The 25,328-nt window shown below is 54.0% G+C and carries 21 protein-coding genes and 4 tRNA genes; 20 read left to right on the forward strand and 5 right to left on the reverse strand.

Annotated features, from left to right (window positions below; genetic code table 11):
• The first annotated feature begins 11 nt into the window (after window positions 1-11).
• Entirely contained in the window at window positions 12-1,325 is a 1,314-nt protein-coding gene (locus U2949_RS01120; RefSeq protein WP_222653516.1) for a replication-associated recombination protein A, read from the forward strand.
• A 142-nt stretch (window positions 1,326-1,467) separates the two neighbouring features.
• Window positions 1,468-2,814 (forward strand): serine--tRNA ligase, encoded by a 1,347-nt coding sequence (gene serS / locus U2949_RS01125; RefSeq protein WP_257723539.1) that lies wholly within the window; start codon window positions 1,468-1,470, stop codon window positions 2,812-2,814.
• An 80-nt stretch (window positions 2,815-2,894) separates the two neighbouring features.
• Here serS and U2949_RS01130 read toward each other — a convergent pair whose 3' ends face one another.
• On the reverse strand, window positions 2,895-3,203 hold the full coding sequence (locus U2949_RS01130) for a hypothetical protein (protein WP_026483206.1): 309 nt from the start codon (window positions 3,201-3,203) through the stop codon (window positions 2,895-2,897).
• Window positions 3,204-3,379: 176 nt separating this feature from the next.
• A complete protein-coding gene (locus tag U2949_RS01135) occupies window positions 3,380-3,790 on the reverse strand; it encodes a hypothetical protein (RefSeq protein WP_026483205.1) in 411 nt (136 codons plus the stop codon).
• Window positions 3,791-4,089: 299 nt separating this feature from the next.
• On the opposite strand from U2949_RS01135, the gene U2949_RS01140 reads away from it, so the two are divergent.
• The 3 genes from U2949_RS01140 to yaaA all read left to right on the forward strand — a co-directional run bounded on the left by U2949_RS01140 (window position 4,090) and on the right by yaaA (window position 6,187).
• A tRNA-Ser gene (locus tag U2949_RS01140) sits at window positions 4,090-4,179 on the forward strand.
• A 360-nt stretch (window positions 4,180-4,539) separates the two neighbouring features.
• Window positions 4,540-5,322, forward strand: a complete 783-nt coding sequence (locus tag U2949_RS01145; RefSeq protein ID WP_026483203.1) for a 3-hydroxybutyrate dehydrogenase — start codon at window positions 4,540-4,542, stop codon at window positions 5,320-5,322.
• 79 nt (window positions 5,323-5,401) lie between these two features.
• Window positions 5,402-6,187, forward strand: coding sequence for a peroxide stress protein YaaA (gene yaaA, locus U2949_RS01150; protein ID WP_321285708.1), 786 nt, complete (start codon window positions 5,402-5,404; stop codon window positions 6,185-6,187).
• A gap of 252 nt (window positions 6,188-6,439) precedes the next feature.
• Here the strand turns inward: yaaA and U2949_RS01155 are convergent, their stop codons facing one another.
• On the reverse strand, window positions 6,440-8,725 hold the full coding sequence (locus U2949_RS01155) for an FUSC family protein (RefSeq protein ID WP_021446894.1): 2,286 nt from the start codon (window positions 8,723-8,725) through the stop codon (window positions 6,440-6,442).
• A gap of 445 nt (window positions 8,726-9,170) precedes the next feature.
• Here U2949_RS01155 and ilvB point away from each other — a divergent pair, with 445 nt between their 5' ends.
• The 6 genes from ilvB to pnp all read left to right on the forward strand — a co-directional run bounded on the left by ilvB (window position 9,171) and on the right by pnp (window position 16,465).
• Window positions 9,171-10,892, forward strand: coding sequence for a biosynthetic-type acetolactate synthase large subunit (gene ilvB / locus U2949_RS01160; RefSeq protein ID WP_026483200.1), 1,722 nt, complete (start codon window positions 9,171-9,173; stop codon window positions 10,890-10,892).
• Between the two features lie 10 nt (window positions 10,893-10,902).
• Window positions 10,903-11,394, forward strand: coding sequence for an acetolactate synthase small subunit (ilvN, locus tag U2949_RS01165; protein WP_003801075.1), 492 nt, complete (start codon window positions 10,903-10,905; stop codon window positions 11,392-11,394).
• A 215-nt stretch (window positions 11,395-11,609) separates the two neighbouring features.
• Window positions 11,610-12,626 (forward strand): ketol-acid reductoisomerase, encoded by a 1,017-nt coding sequence (gene ilvC, locus U2949_RS01170; protein ID WP_009456705.1) that lies wholly within the window; start codon window positions 11,610-11,612, stop codon window positions 12,624-12,626.
• A gap of 407 nt (window positions 12,627-13,033) precedes the next feature.
• A complete protein-coding gene (gene pssA, locus U2949_RS01175) occupies window positions 13,034-13,801 on the forward strand; it encodes a CDP-diacylglycerol--serine O-phosphatidyltransferase (RefSeq protein WP_026483198.1) in 768 nt (255 codons plus the stop codon).
• A gap of 166 nt (window positions 13,802-13,967) precedes the next feature.
• On the forward strand, window positions 13,968-14,237 hold the full coding sequence (gene rpsO, locus U2949_RS01180; protein ID WP_003801068.1) for a 30S ribosomal protein S15: 270 nt from the start codon (window positions 13,968-13,970) through the stop codon (window positions 14,235-14,237).
• 89 nt (window positions 14,238-14,326) lie between these two features.
• On the forward strand, window positions 14,327-16,465 hold the full coding sequence (gene pnp / locus U2949_RS01185) for a polyribonucleotide nucleotidyltransferase (RefSeq protein WP_035272454.1): 2,139 nt from the start codon (window positions 14,327-14,329) through the stop codon (window positions 16,463-16,465).
• Between the two features lie 545 nt (window positions 16,466-17,010).
• On the opposite strand, the gene U2949_RS01190 is transcribed toward pnp, so the two are convergent.
• Window positions 17,011-17,096, reverse strand: a tRNA-Leu gene (locus U2949_RS01190).
• Window positions 17,097-17,108: 12 nt separating this feature from the next.
• A tRNA-Ser gene (locus U2949_RS01195) sits at window positions 17,109-17,198 on the reverse strand.
• A 233-nt stretch (window positions 17,199-17,431) separates the two neighbouring features.
• On the opposite strand from U2949_RS01195, the gene U2949_RS01200 reads away from it, so the two are divergent.
• From U2949_RS01200 to U2949_RS01240, 9 genes are all read left to right on the forward strand, one after another.
• Entirely contained in the window at window positions 17,432-18,406 is a 975-nt protein-coding gene (locus U2949_RS01200; RefSeq protein ID WP_026483196.1) for an NAD(P)H-quinone oxidoreductase, read from the forward strand.
• Between the two features lie 158 nt (window positions 18,407-18,564).
• Window positions 18,565-19,305, forward strand: a complete 741-nt coding sequence (tpiA, locus tag U2949_RS01205; RefSeq protein ID WP_026483195.1) for a triose-phosphate isomerase — start codon at window positions 18,565-18,567, stop codon at window positions 19,303-19,305.
• Window positions 19,306-19,323: 18 nt separating this feature from the next.
• On the forward strand, window positions 19,324-19,731 hold the full coding sequence (gene secG, locus U2949_RS01210; RefSeq protein WP_009456694.1) for a preprotein translocase subunit SecG: 408 nt from the start codon (window positions 19,324-19,326) through the stop codon (window positions 19,729-19,731).
• Between the two features lie 226 nt (window positions 19,732-19,957).
• Window positions 19,958-20,042, forward strand: a tRNA-Leu gene (locus U2949_RS01215).
• Window positions 20,043-20,663: 621 nt separating this feature from the next.
• Window positions 20,664-21,827, forward strand: coding sequence for a porin (locus U2949_RS01220; protein ID WP_083053260.1), 1,164 nt, complete (start codon window positions 20,664-20,666; stop codon window positions 21,825-21,827).
• Window positions 21,828-22,430: 603 nt separating this feature from the next.
• Complete coding sequence (locus U2949_RS01225) at window positions 22,431-22,790, forward strand: NADH-quinone oxidoreductase subunit A (protein ID WP_003801061.1); 360 nt, start codon at window positions 22,431-22,433, stop codon at window positions 22,788-22,790.
• Window positions 22,791-22,937: 147 nt separating this feature from the next.
• The gene (locus U2949_RS01230) at window positions 22,938-23,414 is read left to right on the forward strand and encodes a NuoB/complex I 20 kDa subunit family protein (protein ID WP_003801059.1); all 477 of its coding nucleotides are present in this window, start codon (window positions 22,938-22,940) and stop codon (window positions 23,412-23,414) included.
• A 26-nt stretch (window positions 23,415-23,440) separates the two neighbouring features.
• A complete protein-coding gene (locus tag U2949_RS01235) occupies window positions 23,441-24,052 on the forward strand; it encodes an NADH-quinone oxidoreductase subunit C (protein ID WP_321285714.1) in 612 nt (203 codons plus the stop codon).
• Between the two features lie 5 nt (window positions 24,053-24,057).
• Window positions 24,058-25,311, forward strand: coding sequence for an NADH-quinone oxidoreductase subunit D (locus U2949_RS01240; protein WP_009456688.1), 1,254 nt, complete (start codon window positions 24,058-24,060; stop codon window positions 25,309-25,311).
• The last annotated feature ends 17 nt before the right edge of the window (window positions 25,312-25,328 follow it).

Consider the following 25,328-nt stretch of genomic DNA (forward strand, 5'->3'; position numbering starts at 1 on the left):
GGGCGATCGCCATGCGTGATTTGTTCGCTCAGGAACCCGCCGCACCCTTAGCCGAAGCACTGCGCCCCAAAACCCTGGATCAGGTGGTGGGGCAGTCTCATTTGCTGGGCGAGGGCAAGCCGCTGCGCCTGGCTTTTCAGTCTGGCAAACCACACTCCATGATTTTCTGGGGGCCTCCCGGCGTGGGTAAAACCACGCTGGCACGTTTGACGGCCAGTGCATTCGAATGCGAGTTCATCGCCTTGTCTGCCGTTTTTTCGGGCGTGAAAGATATTCGTGCTGCCATGGAGCAGGCCCAGCAGAATCTGGCTATGGGCAAGCACACCATCCTGTTCGTGGATGAGATACATCGCTTCAACAAGTCCCAGCAAGACGCGCTGCTCCCTTATGCCGAAAGTGGCCTGGTGACCTTTATTGGTGCCACCACAGAAAACCCGTCGTTCGAGGTTAACTCGGCCTTGTTGTCGCGCGCTCAGGTCTACGTGCTCAAGTCCCTGACGGATGAGGAGCTGAAGCTGTTGCTGCGCCGTGTACAGGAGCAGAACGCGCTGGATGGTCTGGAGTTTGAGGATCAAGCCGTTGACACCCTGATCGGCTATGCGGACGGTGATGCTCGACGCTTCTTGAACCTGCTGGAGCAAACCAATACGGCCGCCAAGACATCTGGCACCGAGCTGGTCACGACAGATTTTCTGCAAAACGCTCTCACCTTGAATTCACGGCGTTTTGACAAGGGGGGCGACAATTTCTACGACCAGATTTCTGCTTTGCATAAATCGGTGCGCGGTTCCAACCCGGATGCCGCCTTGTATTGGCTGACCCGGATGCTGGACGGCGGGGCTGATGCCCGCTATTTGTCGCGCCGCATCATACGCATGGCTTGGGAGGATATCGGTTTGGCCGATCCGCGCGCCATGCAAATTGCCAACGATGCAGCCTTGACCTTCGAGCGCCTGGGCAGTCCTGAAGGCGAACTGGCGCTGGGACAGGCCGTGATTTATCTGGCGATCGCGGCCAAGAGCAATGCCGGTTATATGGCATACAACCAGGCCCGCGCCTTTGTGAAGCAGGATAAAAGCCGCGAAGTGCCCGTGCATTTGCGCAACGCGCCCACCAAGCTGATGAAAGAGCTGGGCCACGGTCATGCGTATCGCTATGCGCATGACGAGCCCAATGCCTACGCGGCGGGAGAGACTTACTTGCCGGAGGGTATTCCCGATCCGCATTGGTATCAGCCCGTGCCCCGTGGTCTGGAAATCAAGATCGCTGAAAAAATGGAGCGCCTGCGTCAGCTGGACGAGCAGGCCGGTAAGAAAGATACCTAAGACAGGACAGGCGCTTGCCCGACCTGTCACCCCCGTATTTCCCGATACCTCAGTACTGCTTGCGCTGTGCTGCGCTTGTGGTGGCTTGTGGTTAAAATCACCAGATCAATCGGGATTGAACCATCACCTATATGGCTATTAAATGTTAGATCTGAACCAATTACGCAAAGACTTGGAGCCGCTGGTACAGGGCCTGGCGAAACGTGGCGTGCAATTTGACACCGAGCGTTTCCAGCAACTGGAAGCCCGCCGCAAAGCGGTACAGGTGGAAACCGAAACCTTGCAGGCCGAGCGCAATGCACTGGCCAAACGCATCGGCCAGCTCAAGTCCAAAGGCGAAGACGCCAGCGAGGCATTGGCTCAATCCCAGCAAATCCCGGTGCGCCTGAAGCAACTGGAGCAGGATCTGTCCCAAGTGCAGGCCGAGCTGTCCTCCTGGTTCGCCACGATTCCTAACCTGCCGCACGAAAGCGTGCCGGTAGGCGAGTCCGAAGAAGACAACGTCGAAGTACGCCGCTGGATTCCAGGTCCTAAAGATGATCAGGGCAAGCCTGCGCACATCACCTTTGAGCCGCGTGATCACGTGGATCTGGGTGAGCAGTTTGGTCTGGATTTTGAAGCCGCTCGCAAGCTGGCTGGCGCCCGTTTCATGGTTTTGCGTGGCCCTCTGGCCCGTTTGCACCGTGCTCTGGCTCAGTTCATGCTGGATACCCAAGTGGAAGAGCACGGCTACACCGAGTGCTACACCCCATACATCGTGAACGCGTCCACCTTGTACGGCACAGGTCAGTTGCCCAAGTTCAAGGACGATATGTTCTGGGTTACCAAGGGTGGTCAGGACAACGAGCCAGCCGATCCGGCCGAATCCAAGCCTGAAGACTTGTACCTGATCTCAACCTCCGAAATCAGCCTGACCGGCACTGTGCGTGACGAGATTCTGGCCGGGGACGATCTGCCTATCCGCCTGACTGCTCACTCGCCTTGTTTCCGTTCGGAAGCCGGTAGCGGTGGCCGAGATACCCGTGGCGTGATCCGTCAGCACCAGTTCGACAAAGTTGAAATGGTGCAGATCGTTCATCCTGAAAAATCCTACGAGGCGTTGGAGTCCATGGTCGGTCATGCCGAGCACGTTCTGCAGGCTCTTGAACTGCCATACCGTGTAGTGCAACTGTGCACTGGCGATATGGGCTTTTCTGCCGCCAAAACCTATGACTTGGAAGTATGGTTGCCTGCCCAGGACACGTTCCGCGAGATCTCCTCGGTGTCGAACTGCGAGGCTTTCCAGGCTCGTCGTCTGCAGGCGCGTTTCCGCGCCGACAGCAAGGCACGTCCGGAGTTTGTGCATACGCTGAATGGCTCTGGCCTGGCCGTAGGCCGCGCCTTGGTGGCTGTGTTGGAAAACCACCAGCAAGAAGATGGCAGCGTAATTGTGCCCAAGGTTCTGCGTCCTTATATGGGCGGACTGGAACGTCTGGTGCCGGCTAAATAAAGTCTTTGTCCGAATGGAAAAAGGGCTGATGACCTTTGTGGTCCTCAGCCCTTTTTCATTCATGGTTCCGTAGTGATGGATTAGTCATCATCCCAGTAACGCTCCTGCTGTTTGCGCCAGCGCTTGTGAGCGCGTCGCTGCTCCTTGCGCCATTCCTTGTTGGAGCGACCATATTCCACGTAGCCGGGACGATAGACGTAACGTGGCGGGTGGTAAACCACTGGGGGTGGGGCGACATAAACCGGGCGTTCCACAACATGAGCGGGTGGGTAGTAGATCGGCCCGTAACCGATACCCGGAATACCGACATTGATATCGACATTTACACCGCCCGCAGAGGCGGCGCTGGTGCTCAAGGCCATTAAACCGGCTAATAGTAGTTTTTTCATAAGCTGCACCTCTAATGACACTAGCTGCAGCGATTGTTGCCTAAAACCCGTAGTCCAAACGTTAGGTAATCCTGGCAAAGCACTTCCAAACGCAACACGGCTCGTATGCGCTATGCTAGGGGTTTACCTTTCTTAACACATGTTTCTCCTTTTTCGGCAGGAGGGCATGAGTGCATCTAGAAGGTATGGCGTTCAACCTGACGATGGCGGACAGGGCGCCGGTTGTAGTTCGCGTGTAGCTGCCGACCGTGCACAGAATCCAGTTGCTTGTTCAAGTGTGGCGCATGACGTACGTTGCGCTGCGCAGGCTCTGCACGTGGCTTGGAGTTGACTTCCAGAAACCAGAGACAGAGTGCGGCCCAGAAGAACAGCGACAGGATATTGACCAGTCCGCCTCGCAAAGAAGCGTAGCCTGTCGCTTCTGAGGCCTGGATACGCAGTAGATCAGACAGAACCGGGATGGAGCCCAAGGTTTCAACTACCAGGCTGCCTGGTATCCGAAAAGCCCAGCGCAGAGTCTGGAGAACTTCATTCAGGCTGTATATGCCGTCGCCGTTGGCGTCGATAATCCATTGGAAGGTTTGCATGACAATTCCTTTTATCAAGTCCAGCAAGCTGCGCCGGAATTACAAGGACTGCCTTGGAGAGGCAGGGCTGCGATGCATCAATGTGTGTTTCCAATATAGGCCTGCGGCTCAGGGTGAACAAGTGAATTAGGTCAAAATAGAGGGTAAACCCTTGATTGGAAAGAGCTCTTTGGGTTGAGTGGCCGGTCTTATCAAGATATCCCGTTCTTTGACGCAAGTGCTATGTCTCTTTAGTGCTTGTCAAAGAGTGTTCTTTGATCTATATTTATGGGCTTGCTTGTAACCATATAAGCAATCGCGGACAGGTGGCAGAGTGGTCGAATGTACCTGACTCGAAATCAGGCGTACGTGCAAGCGTACCGTGGGTTCGAATCCCACCCTGTCCGCCACCTGGAATTTTGAAAGCCCTTGATTATTCAAGGGCTTTTTTGTTTTCTGCTGGTTTGATCGTCCTGCTCTCTCAGCATGGTTTATTTGCTGTTTTGTCACATAAGAACGTTAAGGTAAAAGTGTCAGTCGCGGCCGATGTTCGGAAAACTCATCCGCAATATTGTGTGTGGCCTACTTTTCCCCGCGCAGGCCGAAGTTCTAGGGGGTAATGCGCTAGTACGTGGTCCGATGGTGTTTGGCCTTGTTTTGCAAGCCTTGATGATTGCGGACAAAAGGATCCCTTTGCATTTCCCGGCATTGCGGGGCGGCGAGTACACTTGGGGTTTCAGTTCTCTGTTGTCCATACTCACGAGGTATCTATGCTGAAAGGTAAAAAAGCGGTCGTAACAGGATCGACCAGTGGTATCGGTCTGGCCATGGCCACCGAGTTGGCGAAAGCCGGTGCAGATGTGGTGATCAATGGTTTTGGTCAGCCTGAAGATATCGAGCGCGAGCGCAGCACGCTGGAGTCCAAGTTTGGTGTCAAAGCCTATTATCTGAATGCTGACTTGAGCGACGCACAGGCCACGCGCGATTTTGTTGCAAAGGCGGCAGAAGTCTTGGGCGGTCTGGATATTCTGGTCAATAACGCTGGTATTCAGTACACCGCGCCTATTGAAGAGTTTCCGGTGGATAAATGGAATGCCATCATTGCCTTGAACCTGTCTGCCGTCTTCCACGGCACAGCGGCTGCCTTGCCCATCATGCAAAAGCAGGGTTGGGGGCGGATTATCAATATCGCCTCGGCACACGGTCTGGTGGCCTCGGTAAATAAATCGGCTTATGTGGCGGCCAAGCATGGTGTCGTGGGCCTGACCAAAGTGACCGCACTGGAAAATGCTGGCAAGGGTATTACGTGCAACGCAATCTGCCCGGGCTGGGTACGTACTCCCTTGGTGGAAAAGCAGATCGAAGCTATCAGCCAGCAAAAAGGGATTGATATTGAAGCTGCCGCACGCGAGCTGCTGGCTGAGAAACAACCTTCCCTGCAGTTTGTGACTCCTGAACAATTGGGCGGTGCTGCTGTGTTCCTGTCGTCTGCCGCCGCAGACCAAATGACGGGTACGACGCTAAGTCTGGATGGTGGCTGGACGGCTCGCTAATTGCTGTCAAAGCGTGTTTTGTAGATGGCGGATAAAGGGCATGGCCCTTTATCTGTTTGGATAGAAAGGATATAGGCGCATGTTGTTATTGCTCTCGCCAGCGAAAAAGCTGGATTACGATTCCCCTGTACGCACGCAGCTGGAAACCCAGCCTCTGTTTGTGGAGCAGGCGCAAGGCTTGATTGATATTTTGCGCACTCAATCCGAAGAGGATATTGCTGGCGTGATGAAGTTGAGCGACGACCTGGCGCGCCTGAATGTCCAGCGTTACCAGGAGTGGGAGCCCAAGTTTGAGCGCTCCAATGCCCGTCAGGCCATTCTGGCTTTTAATGGTGATGTGTATGAGGGCATGGCTGCAACGGATTTGTCGGACAAGGAGCTGAAGTGGGCCCAGGACCACATTGTGATTCTTAGCGGTTTGTACGGTGCTTTGCGTCCTTTGGATTTGATGCGTCCTTACCGTCTGGAAATGGGCACTCGCTTGAAGAATCCCGAAGGTGCCAATTTGTACGCTTACTGGGGCAGCCGGATTGCCAATTATTTGAACGAGCGTCAGGAAGGCGACGCCAAGCCCATCGTCTTGAACTTGGCCTCCGAAGAGTATTTCAAGGCGGTCGATCAAAAAGCCTTGCGTGCACGTGTAGTTCAGTGCGTTTTCCAGGACGAGAAAAACGGTGCCTGGAAGATTATCAGCTTCTACGCCAAGAAGGCCCGTGGTTTGATGGCCCGCTTTGTCATCGACAAGCGTGTGCAAACAGTGGAAGGCTTGAAGGCGTTTGATCGCGAGGGGTATGTATTCCAGCCTGAGCTCTCCAGCGAGGACAAGCTGGTGTTCCGTCGCTCCGAGCAGGATGCCAAGGCTTGATAAGTATGTAGCTTTATCGCTTGCGCCGTAGGGGTAGCTCTTTAGCTGATCTGCGGTCTTGCAGGTAAAAAAGGAAAGGCAAGGCCATGTATTTGCGCCTTGCCTTTTTATTTTTGGTCCTGCGAACTGAGGAGGGCTTGGCACCCTATGCTCTTTTGCTTTTTGCTTTTTGCTTTTTGCTTTGTGCCTTGAGTTCTTGTTTATTTGGTCCCGACAGCGAGCTCCACATGTATACGGGACATGGCATGGCCATCAGGCCCCTTGCTGTTTCAGTTCCTGCTTGCGCTCGGGCGGCAGTTGCGGGCCAGCGCTGTATTCCAGGCCTCTCATATCCTGACGTATCAGTTGGGCGGCCTTGACCATCTGACGGATAGGGTAGGCCAGCATGGCCAGCTCACCTTCGGTTTCGATGGAAGCAGGCGGGTCGGCATCCTGGTCGTTAATCAGCGCGCCAATGGCATCCAGGGAGTTCTGAATGCCCGGCGGAATCTGACTCAAATTAGCCAGAAGCGGGGTAGCGGCGCTGATTTGCGAGGCCAGCACGTGGTTCTGAATCAGCAGGTTGTTCAGCAGGGATACATTGGCTTGTCGGCTGACAGGCTCATCCATCATGCGATAAAAGGCCGAGGCAAAGTTGCTGAAGGCAATGTGTACGTTCTTGTTTGCCACTTGCCAGGCGGTGTCGGCTTCCATTAAATCCAGATCCACCTGGTTTTTCTGGGCCTCTGTCATGGTGGGTTCGCCTTCCTGACCGTTTTTAAGGATCTGGTTATGCAGGCGGCTCAGGCGAGCGAATTCCAGCCCTGCACGCCAGAACTCTTTGTTGGCGGCCAAGGCTGCTCGGGCCAGGCCTGTCATGGCGCTGGACTCCCAGTTGGGCAGCAGGTAACTGGCGGCCATGGCGATGCCGCAACCAATCAGCGTATCCACCAGACGTTCTCCAATAATGAAGGAGCCGCCCGTGGACAGGAATTGGAAGGACAAAATCACAAAGATTGTGTTGAACAGGGCTGATAGCAGGAAGTTCAGCTGAACCAGGCTGTTACCCAGGAGGTAGGCCAGCAACATGGCGATCAGATACAGCTCGCGGTTGTCCGTTAGCTTCAGGAGCAGGAAGGCCGCCCCGCAGCCCAGTACCGTGCCAAAAAGGCGCCAGCCATTGCGTTGGCGCGTGATGGCAAAGCCCGGTTTCATAATGACCAGAATGGTCAGGATGATCCAGTAACTGTGCGCTGTCAGGGCGCTGACCAGGCCCAGTTCGCTTTGGAAATGAGCGCTGAGTGCACCCACTCCCAGGGCCACCATGGACGCAATGCTGACACGTGCCGCGTAGCGGAAGTGCGAGGACTTCAGCTTCATATTGCTGCTGAGCATGCCCAAACGCAGTTCTTCACGCGAGAGCATGCGGCTTAGCGATTTATTCAGGTATTGATCGACTGGCATATTCTGGCTGGCACGATGCGACAGGCTTGCCATGCTGTCCACAATGCGGTTCAGGTTACGCAGTCGGCGCAAGACCTGGACTAGCAGGGCGTAGGTCTCAGGGTCGGATTGAGACATGCCCTGGCGTTTGTACTTCTCCAGCTCGTATTCCATGGCGCGGATTTCCGCTTTGACGCTGGAGCGACGGGTAGTGCGAGCGCTGCGCGAAACATTCATGGCAATGCGGCCGATATCCAACGAAAGCTTGTGCAAGCCATCACGCGCAAAAACCATGAAATCGCTGTCGGAAAGCTGACGGCGCAGGACGGTGTAGTCGGTATAGGTCGCGACCAGCGAGTCCAGAATGCTGACCATATTCAAGAAGATGGTCAGCAGTGCCTTGCGATGGTGATCGCCTCGTCCATAACCGCGTGGCAATTCACGCAGTACCACGTCGCGAGCGGCCTGGTGCTTTTCGGTCATATTGGATTGAAGATTGATCAGCCGTCTATAGCAGGCGTCCAGATCCGAGGTGGAGTCATAGAATTGCGAGCGCGCTTCCATGTATTCAGCCGTGGCAAACAGGGCTACCGCCAGAGTCTGGCGCTCTTCCCGATACCAGAACAAGCGTCGGAACAGGGTGCTGAACAAGTAATAGGACAGACCACCAGCAAAGGAATACAGCGTGTGCGCCAATACCTCGTGAGGCTGCATGGGAAAGCGCATCGTCAAGGTCATCAACAGCAGGGCGGCAAAGCCGATCAGCCCGCCGCGACGGCCAAAGACGGAGAACATGCTGTACAGAAAGCACAGAAACGGTACGCACAGGACCAACAGCAGGGGAGAGCTGGAGGCCAGACCTGTCAGGCCAACGGTGACCGTGCCCAGCGCAATACCGCCCAGCATTTCATTGTTGCGATAGCGGCGTGGGCCGCCGGGCTGGTCAATGATGGCAACGCAGGTGGCACCCATGGACGCGATGACGCCAATGTCATAGTGACCAAAGAAGCGGCCCAAAATAATGACCGGCAACAGCACACCGATGGACTGGCGCAGTCCGCCGAAGAAATAGTGGCTATACAGGAATTGTTTTAATTGTGGGATGGGCGATGCCATAAAATACCCGGACAGCTCGTCATAGCATAGGTAGACAGTATATCGTTTTACGTATGCAAGCTTTAAGCCTGTTTTTTTGCACTTTACCAACAATCACAGTTGCTCGCTTTGTGCAGTCAAGGTAAAGTAACTAGGTGTTTTTGCTCCTTATCCGAGCAAATTGTAGCGAGGCACTGTTAACCGGGCCATCCGCCCGGTTTTTTGCGCCTAAAAACTTTGTTGCTGGCCGCGTCACAAGCGTGGGATGCCAGGACTTCCGTTTCAAGCTAACGCATACGTTTTTGTATGCACGCACTGGGTGTCGAAGAGTGCAGGCCGGACGGTAATGTGTCTGGGTGGTGTGGTCCTGTGGGCCATGAAGCGCCAGATCATGTTGCTGACATCGGTTCAAGCTCGGACCGTCGTGGTCAGTCGATATTGCAGGGCAAGACTGAAAGGAAAACTCATGTCTGAATTAAATGGCGCAGATATTGTTGTGCGCACGCTCGCGGACGAAGGCGTGGAACACGTTTTCGGTTATCCGGGTGGTGCCGTTCTCTATATCTACGACGCAATCTTCAAGCAGGACCGCTTCCAGCACATTCTCGTGCGTCATGAACAGGCTGCTGTTCATGCTGCGGATGCCTATTCCCGTTCGTCCCAGAAAGTTGGCGTGGCACTGGTAACCAGTGGCCCGGGCGTCACCAATGCCGTCACCGGTATTGCGACTGCTTACCTGGACTCCATTCCGATGGTCATCATCAGTGGACAGGTCAGCACCCAGGCAATTGGTGAAGATGCTTTCCAGGAATGTGATGCCATCGGTATCACCCGTCCTTGCGTCAAGCACAACTTCCTGGTGCGCGATGTTCGTGATTTGGCCGATACCATTCGCAAGGCATTTTTCATTGCCACGACAGGCCGTCCAGGTCCTGTGCTTATTGATATCCCCAAAGATATTACGACCGCAACGTGCAAATACACGCCCAAGCGTGGCGAGGTCAAGATGCGTTCCTACGCACCTGTGACCAAAGGCCATCAGGGTCAGATCAAGAAAGCCGTCCAGATTCTCAATAGCGCCGAGCGCCCGCTGATCTACGTTGGTGGTGGCGTGGTGCTGGGTAATGCTGAAAGCGAGCTTAGCGAACTGGTCAAGTTAAGTGGTGCCCCTTGCACAACCACCTTGATGGGCTTGGGTGCCTATCCTGGTACGGCGGATCAGTACATCGGCATGCCTGGCATGCACGGTACTTACGAAGCCAATATGACCATGCAGCATTGCGACGTTCTGATCGCAGTGGGTGCACGGTTTGATGATCGAGTGATTGGTAATACCCGCCACTTCGGTCAGAACCCACGCAAGATCATTCATATTGATATTGATCCTTCGGTAATTTCCAAGCGCGTGAAAGTTGATGTGCCTATCGTGGGCTGTGTCAAAGACGTGCTGACCGAGTTCAATGAGCTGTATGCGCAAAGCCGTCAGGAATCGCAGAACCAGCCCTCCCTGAATGATTGGTGGAAACAGATCAATGTCTGGCGTGGCAAGAACTCCTTGGCCTACGCCAAGTCGGACGAGCTGATCAAGCCGCAATACGTGGTGGAATCCCTGTGGGAAGTGACGGGCGGCAACGCTTTCGTGACTTCTGATGTGGGTCAGCACCAGATGTGGGCGGCTCAGTACTACAAATTCAATAAGCCTCGTCGCTGGATCAATTCCGGTGGCCTGGGCACGATGGGCGTGGGCTTGCCCTACGCAATGGGTGTGCAAATGGCCAACCCTGGCCAGGATGTTGCCGTCATCACTGGTGAGGGCTCCATTCAGATGAACATCCAGGAACTGTCTACGTGTAAACAGTACCGCTTGAGCCCCAAGGTTCTTTGCCTGAACAATCGTTATTTGGGCATGGTGCGCCAGTGGCAGCAAATCGACTACGGCTCGCGTTATTCCGAGTCCTACGTGGATGCACTGCCTGACTTTGTCAAACTGGTGGAAAGCTATGGTCACGTGGGTCTGGAGATCGACAAGCCAGCCGATGTGGTCCCCGCTATTCGCGAAGCCTTCACCACGCACAAAGACCGCCTGGTATTTCTGAACTTCATCACGGACCAAACCGAAAACGTGTTCCCGATGGTGAAAGCAGGCCGCGGCCTGACAGAAATGCTCTTGGGCCCGGACGATCTGTAAGGAGAGAATCATGAAACACGTCATTTCTATCCTTCTGGAAAACGAGCCCGGCGCACTGTCCCGTGTGGTCGGCCTGTTTTCGGCCCGTGGCTATAACATCGAGACCTTGACGGTTGCTCCAACCGAGGACGACACCCTGTCTCGCATGACTATCGTTACCCGAGGGGCGGACGACGTCATCGAGCAGATCACCAAGCACTTGAACCGTCTGGTTGACGTGGTCAAGGTGGTGGATCTGTCCGAAGGCCCACACATCGAGCGTGAACTCATGCTGATCAAAGTGCGGGCGGTGGGCAAGGAACGTGAAGAGATGAAGCGCATGGCGGATATTTTCCGCGGTCGCATCATTGATGTTACGGACAAGACATACACCATCGAACTGACCGGTGTTCAAGACAAAATTGCTGCTTTCATCAATGCGCTGGATCGTACGGCCATTCTTGAAACAGTGCGCACCGGGGTCTCTGGTGTCAGCCGTGGCGAACGTGTCTTAAAGCTGTAAGCCAAGGCTTTTTCAGGACATAATTACCGCTTTTATTCAAGGAGCTGCTTTTCAAGGCAGCTCCTTATAAAGGGTAAACACGGCCTGACGCTGTGTAGACCGCGGTGGCCCTGTTCTGAAAGTAATGAGTCAAGGTCCTTTTTGTGCCGCTGCTGCATGAGCGGCCATTCTCGAATTGCTGTTTAAGCGAAATTATTAAATTTGGAGCACCTGAAATGAAAGTTTTCTACGACAAGGATTGTGATCTTTCCCTGATCAAAGGCAAGACCGTTGCCATCATCGGTTACGGCTCGCAAGGCCACGCCCACGCCCTGAACCTGCACGAGTCCGGCGTGAACGTGGTTGTTGGTCTGCGTAAAGGCGGCGCTTCCTGGAGCAAAGCCGAGAACGCTGGCCTGAAAGTTCAGGAAGTGGCTGAAGCCGTCAAGAGCGCTGATGTCGTCATGATCTTGTTGCCTGACGAAAACATTGCCGAGGTTTACCGCAACCAGGTTGCTGAAAACATCAAGCCCGGCGCCGCACTGGCATTTGCTCACGGCTTTAACGTTCACTACGGCCAAGTTGTGCCACGTGACGATATCGACGTCATCATGATTGCTCCCAAGGCTCCGGGTCACACTGTGCGTGGCACCTACAGCCAAGGTGGCGGCGTTCCTCACCTGATCGCTGTTTACCAGGACAAGACCGGCGCTGCTCGCGACGTAGCTCTGTCTTACGCATCCGCTAACGGCGGTGGCCGTGCCGGTATCATCGAAACCAACTTCCGCGAAGAAACCGAAACCGACTTGTTCGGCGAACAGGCTGTTCTGTGCGGTGGCGCGGTTGAGCTGATCAAAGCTGGTTTCGACACGCTGGTTGAGGCTGGTTACGCTCCTGAAATGGCTTACTTCGAATGCTTGCACGAACTGAAGCTGATCGTGGATCTGATCTACGAAGGCGGTATCGCCAACATGAACTACTCGATCTCCAACAACGCCGAATACGGCGAATACGAGACCGGTCCGAAGATTGTTACCGACGAAACCCGCAAAGCCATGCGTCAGTGCCTGGAAGACATCCAGACTGGTGTGTACGCCAAGAACTTCATCCTGGAAAACGCCGCTGGCGCTCCTACTCTGATCTCGCGTCGTCGTATCAACGCCGAATCGCAGATCGAGCAAGTGGGTAGCAAGCTGCGCTCCATGATGCCTTGGATCGCCGCTAACAAGCTGGTCGACAAGTCCAAGAACTAAGTTTGATATCGGGGCAGCTCCATAAGCTGTTCTGGTCTTGAGCCTGAACCGGCTGACGTCTTGCGGCGTCAGCCGGTTTTTTATTGCTGCAAGAATTTGGTCTTCAGCGCCGCCTCTGCTTGGGCTAAAGAAAAGCTTGGAAGCGCCTTCTACTCGCCTTATAGCCGTATTGGTGAGGGCGCGATAAAATGCAGTGCTTGATTTGACCATCGTGCCCCTGTCGGGGTGGTGCGCAAGCGAGTTCGATCAAATCCACTATTTATCCGCGAACTCCCTGGCCGCAGGCCCCTTGGCCGTTTCTGTTCGCTCTGGCTTATATTTGCTGGAATTATTCGCACTCTGTAGCCTTGTGGACAATGCTACATTTGAGTGTTCAGTCCTTAGCAACAACTCTTAAAGCATAAATTATGCCCAATTTGCTCAATGATGAAACCCGTCGTCGGCGTAGCATCTATCTTCTGCCCAACGCCTTTACGACCGCCAATCTGTTCGCGGGGTTTTATGCCGTTGTGCAGGCCATGAATGGCCGTTTTGAAGCGGCAGCCATCGCCATTTTCCTGGCACTGGTATTTGACGGTATGGACGGGCGGGTGGCTCGTTTGACCAATACCCAGTCTGCTTTTGGCGAGCAGTATGACTCCATGGCAGACATGATTTCCTTTGGCGCGGCGCCTGCGCTGGTCATGTATGTTTGGGCCATGCAGGGTTTGGGTCGCTGGGGCTGGTTGGCTTCCTTTATTTACGTAGCCGGTGGTGCGCTGCGCCTGGCGCGTTTCAATACCAATATTGAAGTGGTCGACAAACGCTTCTTCCAGGGCTTGCCTAGTCCGGCGGCCGCTGCGCTGGTCGCTGGCTTTGTGTGGCTGGCGGTGGACAACAAGCTGTCCCTGCAAGTGAATGTGATTCCGTGGGTTGCCTTCGGTTTGACCATTTATGCTGGCCTGGCCATGGTGTCCAATGCGCCGTTCTATAGTGGCAAGTCCTTTGCGATCAGCCGTAGCGTGCCGTTCTGGGCCATGCTGCTCTTCGTGCTGGTCTTTGTGTTTGTATCTACCGATCCACCTGTTTTCCTGTTTGGGTTGTTCTGCCTCTACGGTTTGTCGGGCTGGTTCGTCATGGCCTGGCGCTGGCGCCGTGCCCGTGCTTTAGCGCGACTTCGGCGTGGAAACAACTAAAAACCCCGGCTTTGGCAGGGCGGCAGGCCGAAATGCTTAACGCCTTGTCCGGTTTTTCGTTATAATCGTTTGCTTGCACTTGGTCTGACGGGCCCGGTGCACTCAATCTCATTTTCAACACGTTAGGGCACCTCGGTCCTAACGCAAGTCTTAGAGGCTAAATAAAATGGCAGTTGCAGATATCAAAAAAGTCGATATCGTTTCCGAGTTTCAGCGTAAACAAGGCGATACAGGCTCCCCAGAAGTGCAAGTGGCTTTGCTGACCGCTCGCATCAACGAATTGACCGGCCACTTCAAGGCTCACAACAAAGATCACCACTCCCGTCGTGGTCTGTTGCGCATGGTTAGCCGTCGTCGCAAATTGCTGGATTACCTGAAAGGTCGTAATCCAGACGCTTACCGTGCTTTGATCGAAAAACTCGGTCTGCGTAAGTGATACCGGGGCTGGCTCCCCGCTAAACAACCGTGCATTCGGCGAACTGGTTTCGCTGTGTGCACGGTTTTTTTATTGTAAGGATTCTCCTAATGTTCAATAAAGTCACCAAGTCCTTCCAGTACGGCGAACATACCGTCGTTCTGGAAACCGGCGAAATCGCACGTCAGGCGTCAGGTGCCGTGCTGGTTTCGATTGAAGACACTGTTGTGTTGGCCACTGTTGTTGGCAAAAGCGAAGCGAAAGCAGGTCAGGATTTCTTCCCGCTGACCGTTGATTACGTCGAAAAAACCTACTCCGCTGGCAAGATCCCTGGTGGTTTCTTCAAGCGTGAAGGCCGTCAATCCGAGCGCGAGATCCTGATCTCCCGCCTGATCGACCGCCCACTGCGTCCTCTGTTTCCTGAAGGCTTCTACAACGAAGTTCAGGTCATCATTCACACGGTATCGGTCAACCCTGAGATTGATCCTGATATCGCTGCCATGATCGGCGCCTCGGCTGCCCTGGCTATTTCCGGTATTCCTTTCAACGGTCCTGTGGGTGCTGCCCGTGTGGGTTACGTTGATGGTCAGTACGTGCTGAACCCATCCGCTACTCAGCTGAAATCCTCGGCTCTGGATCTGGTTGTGGCCGGTACCGAACAAGCGGTGCTGATGGTTGAGTCCGAAGCCAAGCAATTGTCCGAAGAAGTTATGCTGGGTGGTGTGGTGTTTGCTCACGAGCAAATGCAAGCGGCCATCAACTGCATTCACGAACTGGTTGAAGAAGCTGGCAAGCCCGAGTGGGATTGGCAGCCTGCTGCTGTTAACGAAAGCCTGTTGGCTGCGGTAACCGCTGCTGCTGAGGAAGGTCTGACGCAGGCCTACCAGACTCGCGAAAAACAAGCTCGTACCGAGCAAGTGCGCGCTGTCTACGCTCAAGTTAAAGAAACGGTCAAGGCTCAAGCTGAAGCCGCCGGTCAGGATCAGCCTGATATGGTCGCCGTCGAAAACATGATGTTCGATCTGGAAAGCAAGATCGTACGTTCGCGTATCTTGAGCGGTGAGTCCCGTATTGACGGTCGCGACACCCGTACCGTTCGTCCTATCAGCATCCGTCTGGGCGTTCTGCCCCGTGCTCACGGTAGCGCCTTGTTCACGCGTGGCGAAACTCAGGCTTTGGTGGTGACCACTCTGGGTACCAAGCAAGACGAGCAGATCATTGACTCGATCATGGGCGAGTACCGCGATCGCTTCATGATGCACTACAACATGCCTCCATTCGCCACTGGTGAAGCTGGCCGTTTCGGCGCTCCCAAGCGTCGCGAAATCGGTCACGGTCGTCTGGCCAAGCGTGCTTTGACTCCTTTGCTGCCTGCCGCTGAAGATTTCCAGTACTCCATTCGCGTGGTGTCCGAAATCACTGAATCCAACGGTTCCTCCTCCATGGCATCGGTGTGCGGTGGCTCGCTGTCCATGATGGACGCTGGTGTGCCTGTGCAAGATCACGTGGCTGGTGTGGCCATGGGTCTGATCAAGGAAGGCAACAAGTTTGCTGTGCTGACCGACATTCTGGGTGACGAAGATCACCTGGGCGATATGGACTTCAAGGTTGCCGGTACCGAGAAAGGTATTACTGCTTTGCAGATGGACATCAAGATCCAGGGCATCACCAAGGAAATCATGCAGGTTGCATTGGCTCAGGCTCATGAAGGCCGTATGCACATCCTGGGCAAGATGAAAGAGTCCATCGACGGTTCCCGTACCGAGATGTCCGAATTCGCGCCTCGCATGCTGACCGTGAAGATCAACCCCGAGAAGATTCGTGACGTGATTGGTAAGGGTGGTGCAACCATCCGTGCCCTGACCGAAGAAACCGGTACACAGATTGATATTTCGGATGACGGCACCATCACGATCGCCAGCGCTGATCTGGACAAGGCCCGCGAAGCCGAGCGTCGTATTAAAGAGCTGACCGCTGAAGTGGAAGTGGGGCAGGAATACGAAGGCCCAGTGATGCGTTTGCTGGACTTTGGCGCGATTGTGCAAGTGCTGCCAGGCCGTGACGGCTTGCTGCACATCTCCGAGATTGCCAACTACCGTATCGCCAACATCAATGACGTGCTGAAAGTAGGTCAGGTTGTTAAGGTCAAGGTCATCGAGGCTGACGAGAAAGGTCGTCTGCGTCTGTCGATCAAGGCTATCGGCGGTATCGAAGCTCAAGGCGGCCCAGCTGCTCCTGCTGCTTCCTGATAGCGCTTGCAGTCTGCTTGAAGAAAAACCCGCCCAAAGGCGGGTTTTTTGCGTTTAGCTGCCCTTTGGGAAGGGGGGCTGCGTATCGGGTTGTGCCAAGAGCTGGAGGGTAATCTGTTGGTGCTGTACCTGTACCTGTACCTGTGCCTGTGCCTGTGCCTGTGCTTGTTATGCCTGTGGTTTCAGCCGTAGCCTTAGTTGTAGTTGTAGTTGTAGTTGTAGTTGTAGTTGTAGTTATGGCCGTAACTGTGAATGTAACTGTGACTTTGCTTGTTGTTGGTTCGATATTTTTGAGCTGTTTGCTTCTTGGGAGCAGTTTCGGTCCTGGAGGAGCTGGAGAGGCTTTACTTACGGAGCGGAGGGATAAACAGTCGGTCAGGTTCAGGTGGTGCTTGCGGGGTGATGGCTTGGATTGGGTTTTCAGGCAGGACGCAAAAAAGCCCGCTTTGAAGCGAGCTTTCTTGATTGGTACTTATTTGTCACGAGCGAATAAAAACCGAGGTTTTTATGGTGGGCAAAGAGATCTGCCTGCTATCGTGAATATTTGGTGCATCCAGCCGGAATCGAACCGGCACGATCAAAGATCGAGGGATTTTAAGTCCCTTGCGTCTACCAATTCCGCCATGGATGCAGCGGGAGATGATGGCGGAAGCGGTGAGATTCGAACTCACGGATGGGTTACCCCATCGCCGGTTTTCAAGACCGGTCCATTCAACCGCTCTGGCACGCTTCCTGTCTGTTGGGCTTTTTTTCCTGATAAGTCACATGCACAAAAAAGCACGGAGGCCAGGAAAGCCTTAAAGTGTAACGTATAAATTTGCCAGCGTCATCGAAATAATCTGTTTTCATGGCTGGAATAGGGCGTTGATGCCAGTGCCTGTGATAGATTGCAGCAGGTAAGGCGGCTGCTTATGGTTTGTGCTTGCAGCCGCGCTGGAAAAATAGTCTAGATATCAGGGAGTAGGTATGCGAGCTGTTGAAATTACCGAGTTTGGAAAACCGGAAGTGTTGCGAGTGGGCGAACGCCCCATGCCACAAACAGGTCCTGGTGAGGTGCTGGTCAAGGTGCTGGCGGCGGGCGTGAACCGTCCGGATGTCTTGCAACGAGCAGGCGCTTACCCGCCACCGGCTGGTGCTTCTGATATTCCCGGCCTGGAACTGGCCGGTGAAATCGTATCGGGCGATGTGCAGGGCAGTGAGTTCAAGATTGGGGATCAGGTCTGTGCGTTGGTCACTGGTGGTGGCTATGCCGAATATTGTGTGGTGCCAGTACAGCAGTGCTTGCCTATTCCTGCGGGTTTCAGCTTGCTTGAAGCGGCGGGCCTGCCAGAGACCTTCTTCACTGTCTGGAGCAATGTGTTTGACCGTGGTCAGTTGAGCAAGGGTGAAACCCTGCTGGTTCATGGCGGTGCTAGCGGAATTGGGACAACAGCTATCCAGTTGGCAGTGGCTCTGGGGCATACGGTATATGCCACGGCAGGCAGTGATGAGCGCGTGGAGGCCATTAATCGCTTGGGCGGGATCGGCATCAACTATAAAACCGAGGTTTACGAAGACGTCATCAAAAGCAAAACAGGCGGCCTTGGTGTTGATGTGATTCTGGATATGGTCTCTGGCGACTACATCAACCGGGATTTGACGTGTCTGGCCGATGACGGCCGTATCGTCATTATTGCTTTGCTGGGTGGGGTGAAGGCCACGATTAATTGTGGGGAGATCCTGCGTCGTCGCCTGACTATTACCGGCTCAACCTTGCGGTCCCGCTCTGTCGAGTTCAAGGCGCAACTGGCGCAGGCTCTGAAAGAGCGTGTCTGGCCTTTGCTGGAAGCAGGGCAGGTACGTCCCTTGATTCATGCCACTTTTCCCTTGGAAAAGGCGAGCGAAGCGCATGCCATGATGGAGGCGGGTGAGCAGGTGGGCAAGATCATTCTTGTTCCATAAAAGCAGCAAGGGTGGCACAGCCACCCTTTTTCTTGCCGTTCTGAAACGAATTTTCTGTCAAATATGCGCGAAATGGATTGGCACGCGCTACAATAGCAGGTTAGCTGCGCCTTGATTGTGGGCGTTGGTGTAACTTTTTGACTGGCATCAAGGGAGCAATGAGCGTACATTCTTCGCGTAAACGACTGGTTGCGGGTAATTGGAAATTAAATGGCTCGCTTGATGGCAACAGCCGTCTGCTGCAAGAACTGCTCGTTCAGCCTGGTGCGCAGGCAGATTGTGATGTGCTTGTATGCGTTCCTTATGTGTATTTGCCTCAGGTGGCAGGTATCTTGAAAGATTCGGCCATAGCGGTCGGTGCTCAAGATGTCAGTGTCCACGCCAAGGGTGCATACACTGGGGAAATCTCGGCGGCAATGCTGGCTGATGTCGGCTGTCGCTGGGTGATTGTCGGGCATTCCGAACGCCGTCAGTATCACCAGGAAAGTAGCGCTCAGGTTGCCGCCAAAGTTGTTGCGGCACTGGATGCGGGCTTGACGCCTATTGTCTGTATTGGCGAGCAGTTGGCCGATCGTGAGGCGGGGCAGGAAACCTGTGTGGTGCAAGATCAGCTTGAACCCATTAAAGCTCTTGGGGCTGAAGTGGTATCCAAACTGGTCCTGGCGTATGAGCCGGTCTGGGCTATTGGTACGGGCCTGACTGCAACGCCGGAGCAAGCGCAGCAAATGCATCAACAGATTCGTGCCTATATGGAGTCGGATCAGTTGCGTATTTTGTACGGTGGCAGCGTGAAGGCAGATAATGCCGCCGAGCTGTTCGCCATGCCGGATATTGATGGTGCCTTGGTGGGTGGTGCATCTTTGGATGCGCAAGAATTTTTACGTATTGTGGCCGCTTAAAGGGTCTGGAGTCTTTAAATGCAAGATTGGATGTCTTCCGTTCTGATGGCGGTGCAGGTTATCTCCTCGCTGTTGATTATTGGTCTGGTTCTGCTGCAGCAAGGCAAGGGCGCTGATATGGGCTCGGCCTTTGGTGGCGGCTCGGCAGGGAGTGTGTTTGGTGCGGCAGGTGCGGCGAACTTTTTGTCGCGCATGACCAAATGGGCGGCAATCGTCTTTTTTGTGTCCACCGGTGGTTTGGCTTGGGTTGCTCATCATCCTGCGCAGAAAGTGGATGCGGGCGTGATGCAAGGTTACGAATCGTCTGTTCCTGGCGCCGCTCCATCGGGTGCAGCTTCGGTTCCGGCTCCTGACGCCTCTGTGCCAGCTGCAGTTCCTTCGGCAACTCCTGAGCAAAGCGCTCCTGCGGTTCCTGCTGCTGAGTAAGTCCGATCTGCTTGGGGATTCAATGCTGCTCTATATATAGAAGACGGTAAGGATTAAAAGCAGGATCGGAAAATACGATATCAAAGCCCGCCTCTAATGGCGGGCTTTGTCTATTTGGCGTTGTTTGTGTGGAATATGCTTGCGTACGTGCTTTTTTAGGCGTTTTAGGCTGTTTTGTACTGACAGCTTTACTTTTGTCATGCTAATATCGCTGTCTTGATTGCTTGCCGACGTGGTGGAATTGGTAGACACGCTATCTTGAGGGGGTAGTGGCGAAAGCTGTACGAGTTCGAGTCTCGTCGTCGGCACCAAACAAAAAAGTTGGAAAGTTCTGCGATTGCGGAGCCTGGAAATAAAACCTGATCCTGACAAAGGGCAGGTTTTTTTTTGTCATTTTTCGGGCGTTTTGCCTTCTTGTGTAAATTGCTTGCATTGTGATTTTCAAGGCTTGTTCTTGATTGTCTGAAAAGTGATTGAACCGGTCAGTGCATGCTGAATTCTCTGTTGGTGTAAATTCCCATAATGTGAGAATTTATCAGGTGGGTTGAGTGGCCAGCTTTGGCTCTCGATAGGCTGGGGTCGGCGATCTTGTCTTTTTCGGTGCCGATTTCATTTTTTGCCTTGTTTGCAGAAAACCAGCATTGGCAACCGATTGCTCGGATCACTTAAAGCAAGTTCTTAAGAAGATTCCGGCTTTAGCCTGCTAATTGTCGCGCTTGCTCAAGGCGGCATGGAAAGCGGCTTCAAGTGGGTTTTTGTTGTGTATAGCCAACAAGCTGTGCACAAAGATTCACGTTTCCGAAGGGTTTCGTAGTCAAGCGACGGGAATTTTGATGCAATAGCGTTAACTTCCCATCGCGGAGTTAGAAAGAGCAGCAGCACTGTTGTAGTTGGGCTGCTCTGATTTACTCAAATCTACGGAGATTTCTTACATGAAAAAGACTCTGCTCGCTGCTGCTCTGATGGCCGGCTTCGCTGGCGTCGCACACGCAGAAACGTCTGTCACCCTGTACGGTATTCTGGACGCTGGTATTGGTTACCAAAAGCTGAAGTACAACGAAGCCTTGTACCTGTCGAACGTTGACGCTGGTGATTTCTCGCAAAAGCGTACCGGTCTGATCAATGGTATTCAGTCCGGCAACCGCTGGGGTCTGAAGGGTTCCGAAGATCTGGGCGATGGCCTGCGCGCTGTGTTCGTTCTGGAAAGCGGCTTTGACCTGGGCACCGGTAACTCGGCTCAAGGTGGCCGTCTGTTCGGTCGTCAAGCCACTCTGGGTCTGGCTGGCGACAGCTGGGGTCAATTGGACTTCGGTCGTCAAACCAACATCGCTTCCAAGTACTTGAGCGCTGTTGCTGATCCTTTTGGCGGTGGTTTCGACCAAGCTAACATCGGTGGTGCTTTCACTGCAGCTAACACCGCTCGTTACGACAACATGGTCATGTACCAAACCCCTAACTTCTCCGGCTTCCAGTTCGGCGTTGGTTACTCGTTCAACGTGAACGGCAACCAGGCTTACAAGGTTGACGGCGGTAGCCAAGAGAACAAGCGTGGTGTGACCACCGGTCTGCGTTACGCTAACGGCCCCATCGGCGTTGCTCTGACATACGACCAGTTCAAGACACCTGAAAGCCAAGGCGACAGCGTTTCTGTCAAGTCTTGGAACATCGGTGGTAGCTACGACTTCGAAGTTGTGAAGGCTTACTTGGCTTTCGGCCAGACTCGTAACGGTCTGTTCGCAACTCAAGACTACGCTGGTAGCGCCGGTCTGCTGAAAGATGCTGGTATCGAAAGCAGCATGATTGGTCTGGACGGTCTGAAGATCAACTCCTACCTGGTTGGTTTGTCTGCTCCTGTTGGCGCTGGCACCATCATGGGTTCTTGGACAATGGCTGACGCCCGTTCGGCTCCAAATGCTCTGTCCAACAGCCCTCTGTCCTGGGAAATGAAGAAGCAGCACACTTACAGCCTGGGTTACAGCCACCCACTGAGCAAGCGCACCAACGTGTACGCAATTGGTTCTTACGCCAAGAACGTTCACTTCGTGCCTGATGCCAAGTCCACGCTGTTCGGCGTTGGTCTGCGTCACCAGTTCTAATCGATTTGCGTAGCATGTCTACGCATCGCGATGAGCAAGTCTTCGGACTTGCTTGAGCTGAAGAAGTATAAAAAGCCATCCTTCGGGATGGCTTTTTTATTGCTCGTTGTTTAGGGTGTTCAGGTCGGTCTGTTTGGATTGCGGCTCTTGGGCTGTTTTGGGGCTGTTGCTTCTGGGGGTGTTGGTATGTGCTTGTCCTCGCTCTTGCGGTTTTGTGTGCAGATCTGTTGGGTAGGGCGGTGCTACGGCCCGCTGTGCCTGGCGTCCGAATCGCTTGCGTGTTGTGCCTGCCTATCTACCATTCCGACTGCTCGGTCTTGTTTGTCTTGCTTACAAAATAAGCGCGAAAAATCGTTTTCCTGGCTGTTGTCGCTGACATTTTCCTTACAAAAGCGGGTAAGATAATTAATCAGCGCTTGAAATCGCAACCCTTAATAAAGTAAATAATCAATAGTTGAAGGGTTTTTGGTCAGGTAGCTGACAGTTTTTGCGGCATGGGTGCAACACCCGTGCATAGATGTAATGGTTTGGGGTTATCCCCCAAAACTGTGCTCTCAAAATGCTACAATCCAAGAGTTTATTTACTGCGATTGGATGCTTTGCATGAACCTGCAAGAGTACTTTCCCGTTTTGCTATTTATCATCGTCGCCACTGGGATTGGCCTGGCTCTACTTTTAGTCGGTCGAGTGCTCGGTCCAAACCGGCCCGATGCTGAAAAGCTCTCTCCTTACGAATGCGGTTTTGAAGCATTCGGCGATTCGCGCATGAAGGTGGACATTCGTTACTACCTGATCGCGATTCTGTTCATCATGTTCGATCTGGAAATCGCTTTTCTGTTTCCCTGGGCCATGGCCAATGGAACAGTAGGCCTGGTTGGTTTCTGGACCGTTATGGCGTTCCTGGCCGTTTTGACGGTCGGTTTTATCTACGAATGGAAAAAAGGCGCTCTGGACTGGGAGTAAACCCATCCATAGAGAACCCTGCTAGGGGTTTTCGCGTCTGCTGCTGGGCATAAGGGGCACGAGGATGCGTCTTGATGACAGCGGGTTTGGTCAGCAACAGGATAGGCCGGGGCTTCCCAGGGTCTGATCCGGCAAAAGGCAACTACTATGGCTATCGACGGCATTCTCAAAGAAGGTTTTGTGACGACCAGTGCAGACAAGTTTCTGAACTGGGCAAAAACAGGGTCCATGTGGCCCATGACATTTGGTCTGGCCTGTTGTGCAGTGGAAATGATGCACGCTGGTGCGGCTCGTTATGACCTGGACCAATTCGGCATTATTTTCCGTCCCAGCCCACGTCAATCTGACTTGATGATTGTGGCGGGCACCCTGTGCAACAAGATGGCACCCGCCTTGCGTAAGGTGTACGACCAGATGGCCGAGCCACGCTGGGTCGTATCCATGGGCTCCTGTGCCAACGGTGGCGGTTACTACCACTACTCCTACTCGGTCGTTCGCGGCTGTGATCGCATCGTGCCGGTAGATGTGTACGTGCCAGGCTGCCCTCCGACTGCTGAGGCTTTGGTTTACGGCTTGCTGCAAATGCAGAACAAGATCCGTTTGACCAATACCATCGCACGCTGAACGGTTAGAACAGGCTAAACAAGACTATGACACGGCTAGAAACTTTAAAAACCAACTTGCTCTCTATCCTTGGCGAGCAGGCTGCGTTGACGCAAGCGCGCAATGAACTCACTTTGGAAGTGCCCGCTGATGCATGGGTCGACACTTGCACATTGCTTCGCGACCACGCTGATCTGCGCTTTGAGACCTGTATCGACTTGTGCGGGATTGATTATTCCGCCTGGAAAGAGCCTACCTATCAGGCTGCATCGGCTCAGTTCCCCCATCGCTTTGCCGTTGTGCTGCACCTGATGTCCTTGAAGCACAACTGGCGCCTGCGTGTGCGCTGCTTTGTGCCCAACGACGATTTCCCCGCATTGCCAACCCTGTTCGAGGTCTGGCCGTCGGTGAACTGGTTCGAGCGCGAGGCGTTTGACCTGTACGGCATTATTTTCGAGAACCACCCTGATCTGCGTCGCATCCTGACCGACTATGGTTTTATCGGTCATCCGTTCCGCAAAGACTTCCCCATCTCCGGCTACGTCGAAATGCGCTATGACACCGAGCAGAAGCGGGTCATTTACCAGCCCGTCACCATCGAGCCGCGTGAAATCACGCCACGAGTGGTGCGCGAGGACGATTACGGAATTGGGCGATAAGCATCATGGCAGAAATTCAAAACTACACCCTGAACTTTGGTCCTCAGCACCCAGCCGCACACGGTGTGTTGCGTTTGGTGCTTGAGCTGGACGGCGAAGTCATTCAGCGTGCTGACCCCCATATTGGTCTGTTGCATCGTGCCACCGAAAAGCTGGCCGAGCACCGCACTTTCCTGCAAACCCTGCCATACATGGATCGTCTGGACTATGTGTCCATGATGGTCAACGAGCACGCTTACTGTATGGCCGTGGAGCGTCTGGTCGGTGTTGAGGTGCCGTTGCGTGCTCAATACATCCGCGTCATGTTTGACGAGATTACCCGCATCCTGAACCACCTGATGTCGGTCGGTTCGCATGCGCTGGACGTGGGTGCCATGGCTGTATTCCTGTACGCCTTCCGTGAACGTGAAGACCTGATGGACTGCTACGAAGCGGTCTCCGGTGCCCGTTTGCACGCGGCCTACTACCGTCCAGGTGGCGTTTACCGCGATCTGCCCGGCACCATGCCACAGTACAAGGCCAACAAATACCGCTCCGACAAAGAACTGAAAGCCATGAACGAAGCGCGTTCGGGTTCTTTGCTGGATTTCATCGAAGACTTCACCAACCGTTTCCCCACTTGTGTCGACGAATACGAAACCCTGCTGACTGATAACCGTATCTGGAAGCAGCGTCTGGTGGGCGTGGGCGTGGTGGATCCTGATCGCGCCAAGGCGCTGGGCTTTACCGGCCCCATGCTGCGTGGTTCGGGCGTGGAGTGGGATCTGCGCAAGATGCAGCCCTACGAAGTCTATGATCGTGTCGAATTTGATATTCCTGTGGGTCGCAACGGTGACTCTTACGACCGTTACCTGGTTCGTATCGCAGAAATGCGCGAGAGCAACCGCATCATCCGTCAGTGTGTACAGTGGCTGCGCAACAACCCCGGTCCTGTCATCACGGATAACCACAAAGTGGCGCCGCCATCGCGCGAACGCATGAAAACCGGGATGGAGGACTTGATCCACCATTTCAAACTGTTCTCCGAAGGTATGCACGTGCCTACTGGCGAAGTGTATGCCGGTGTGGAGCATCCCAAGGGCGAGTTTGGCATTTATCTGGTATCTGACGGCGGTAACAAGCCTTACCGCATGAAGATCCGTGCTCCGGGCTTCGTCCACTTGCAGGCCCTCGATGAAATGAGCCGCGGTCACATGATTGCCGACGCGGTAACGATCATCGGCACGCAGGACATTGTGTTTGGCGAGATCGACCGCTAAGGTCGCGCCTGGAAAAA

It is taken from the genome of Alcaligenes phenolicus (assembly GCF_032063905.1).
Lineage (GTDB): Bacteria > Pseudomonadota > Gammaproteobacteria > Burkholderiales > Burkholderiaceae_B > Alcaligenes > Alcaligenes phenolicus.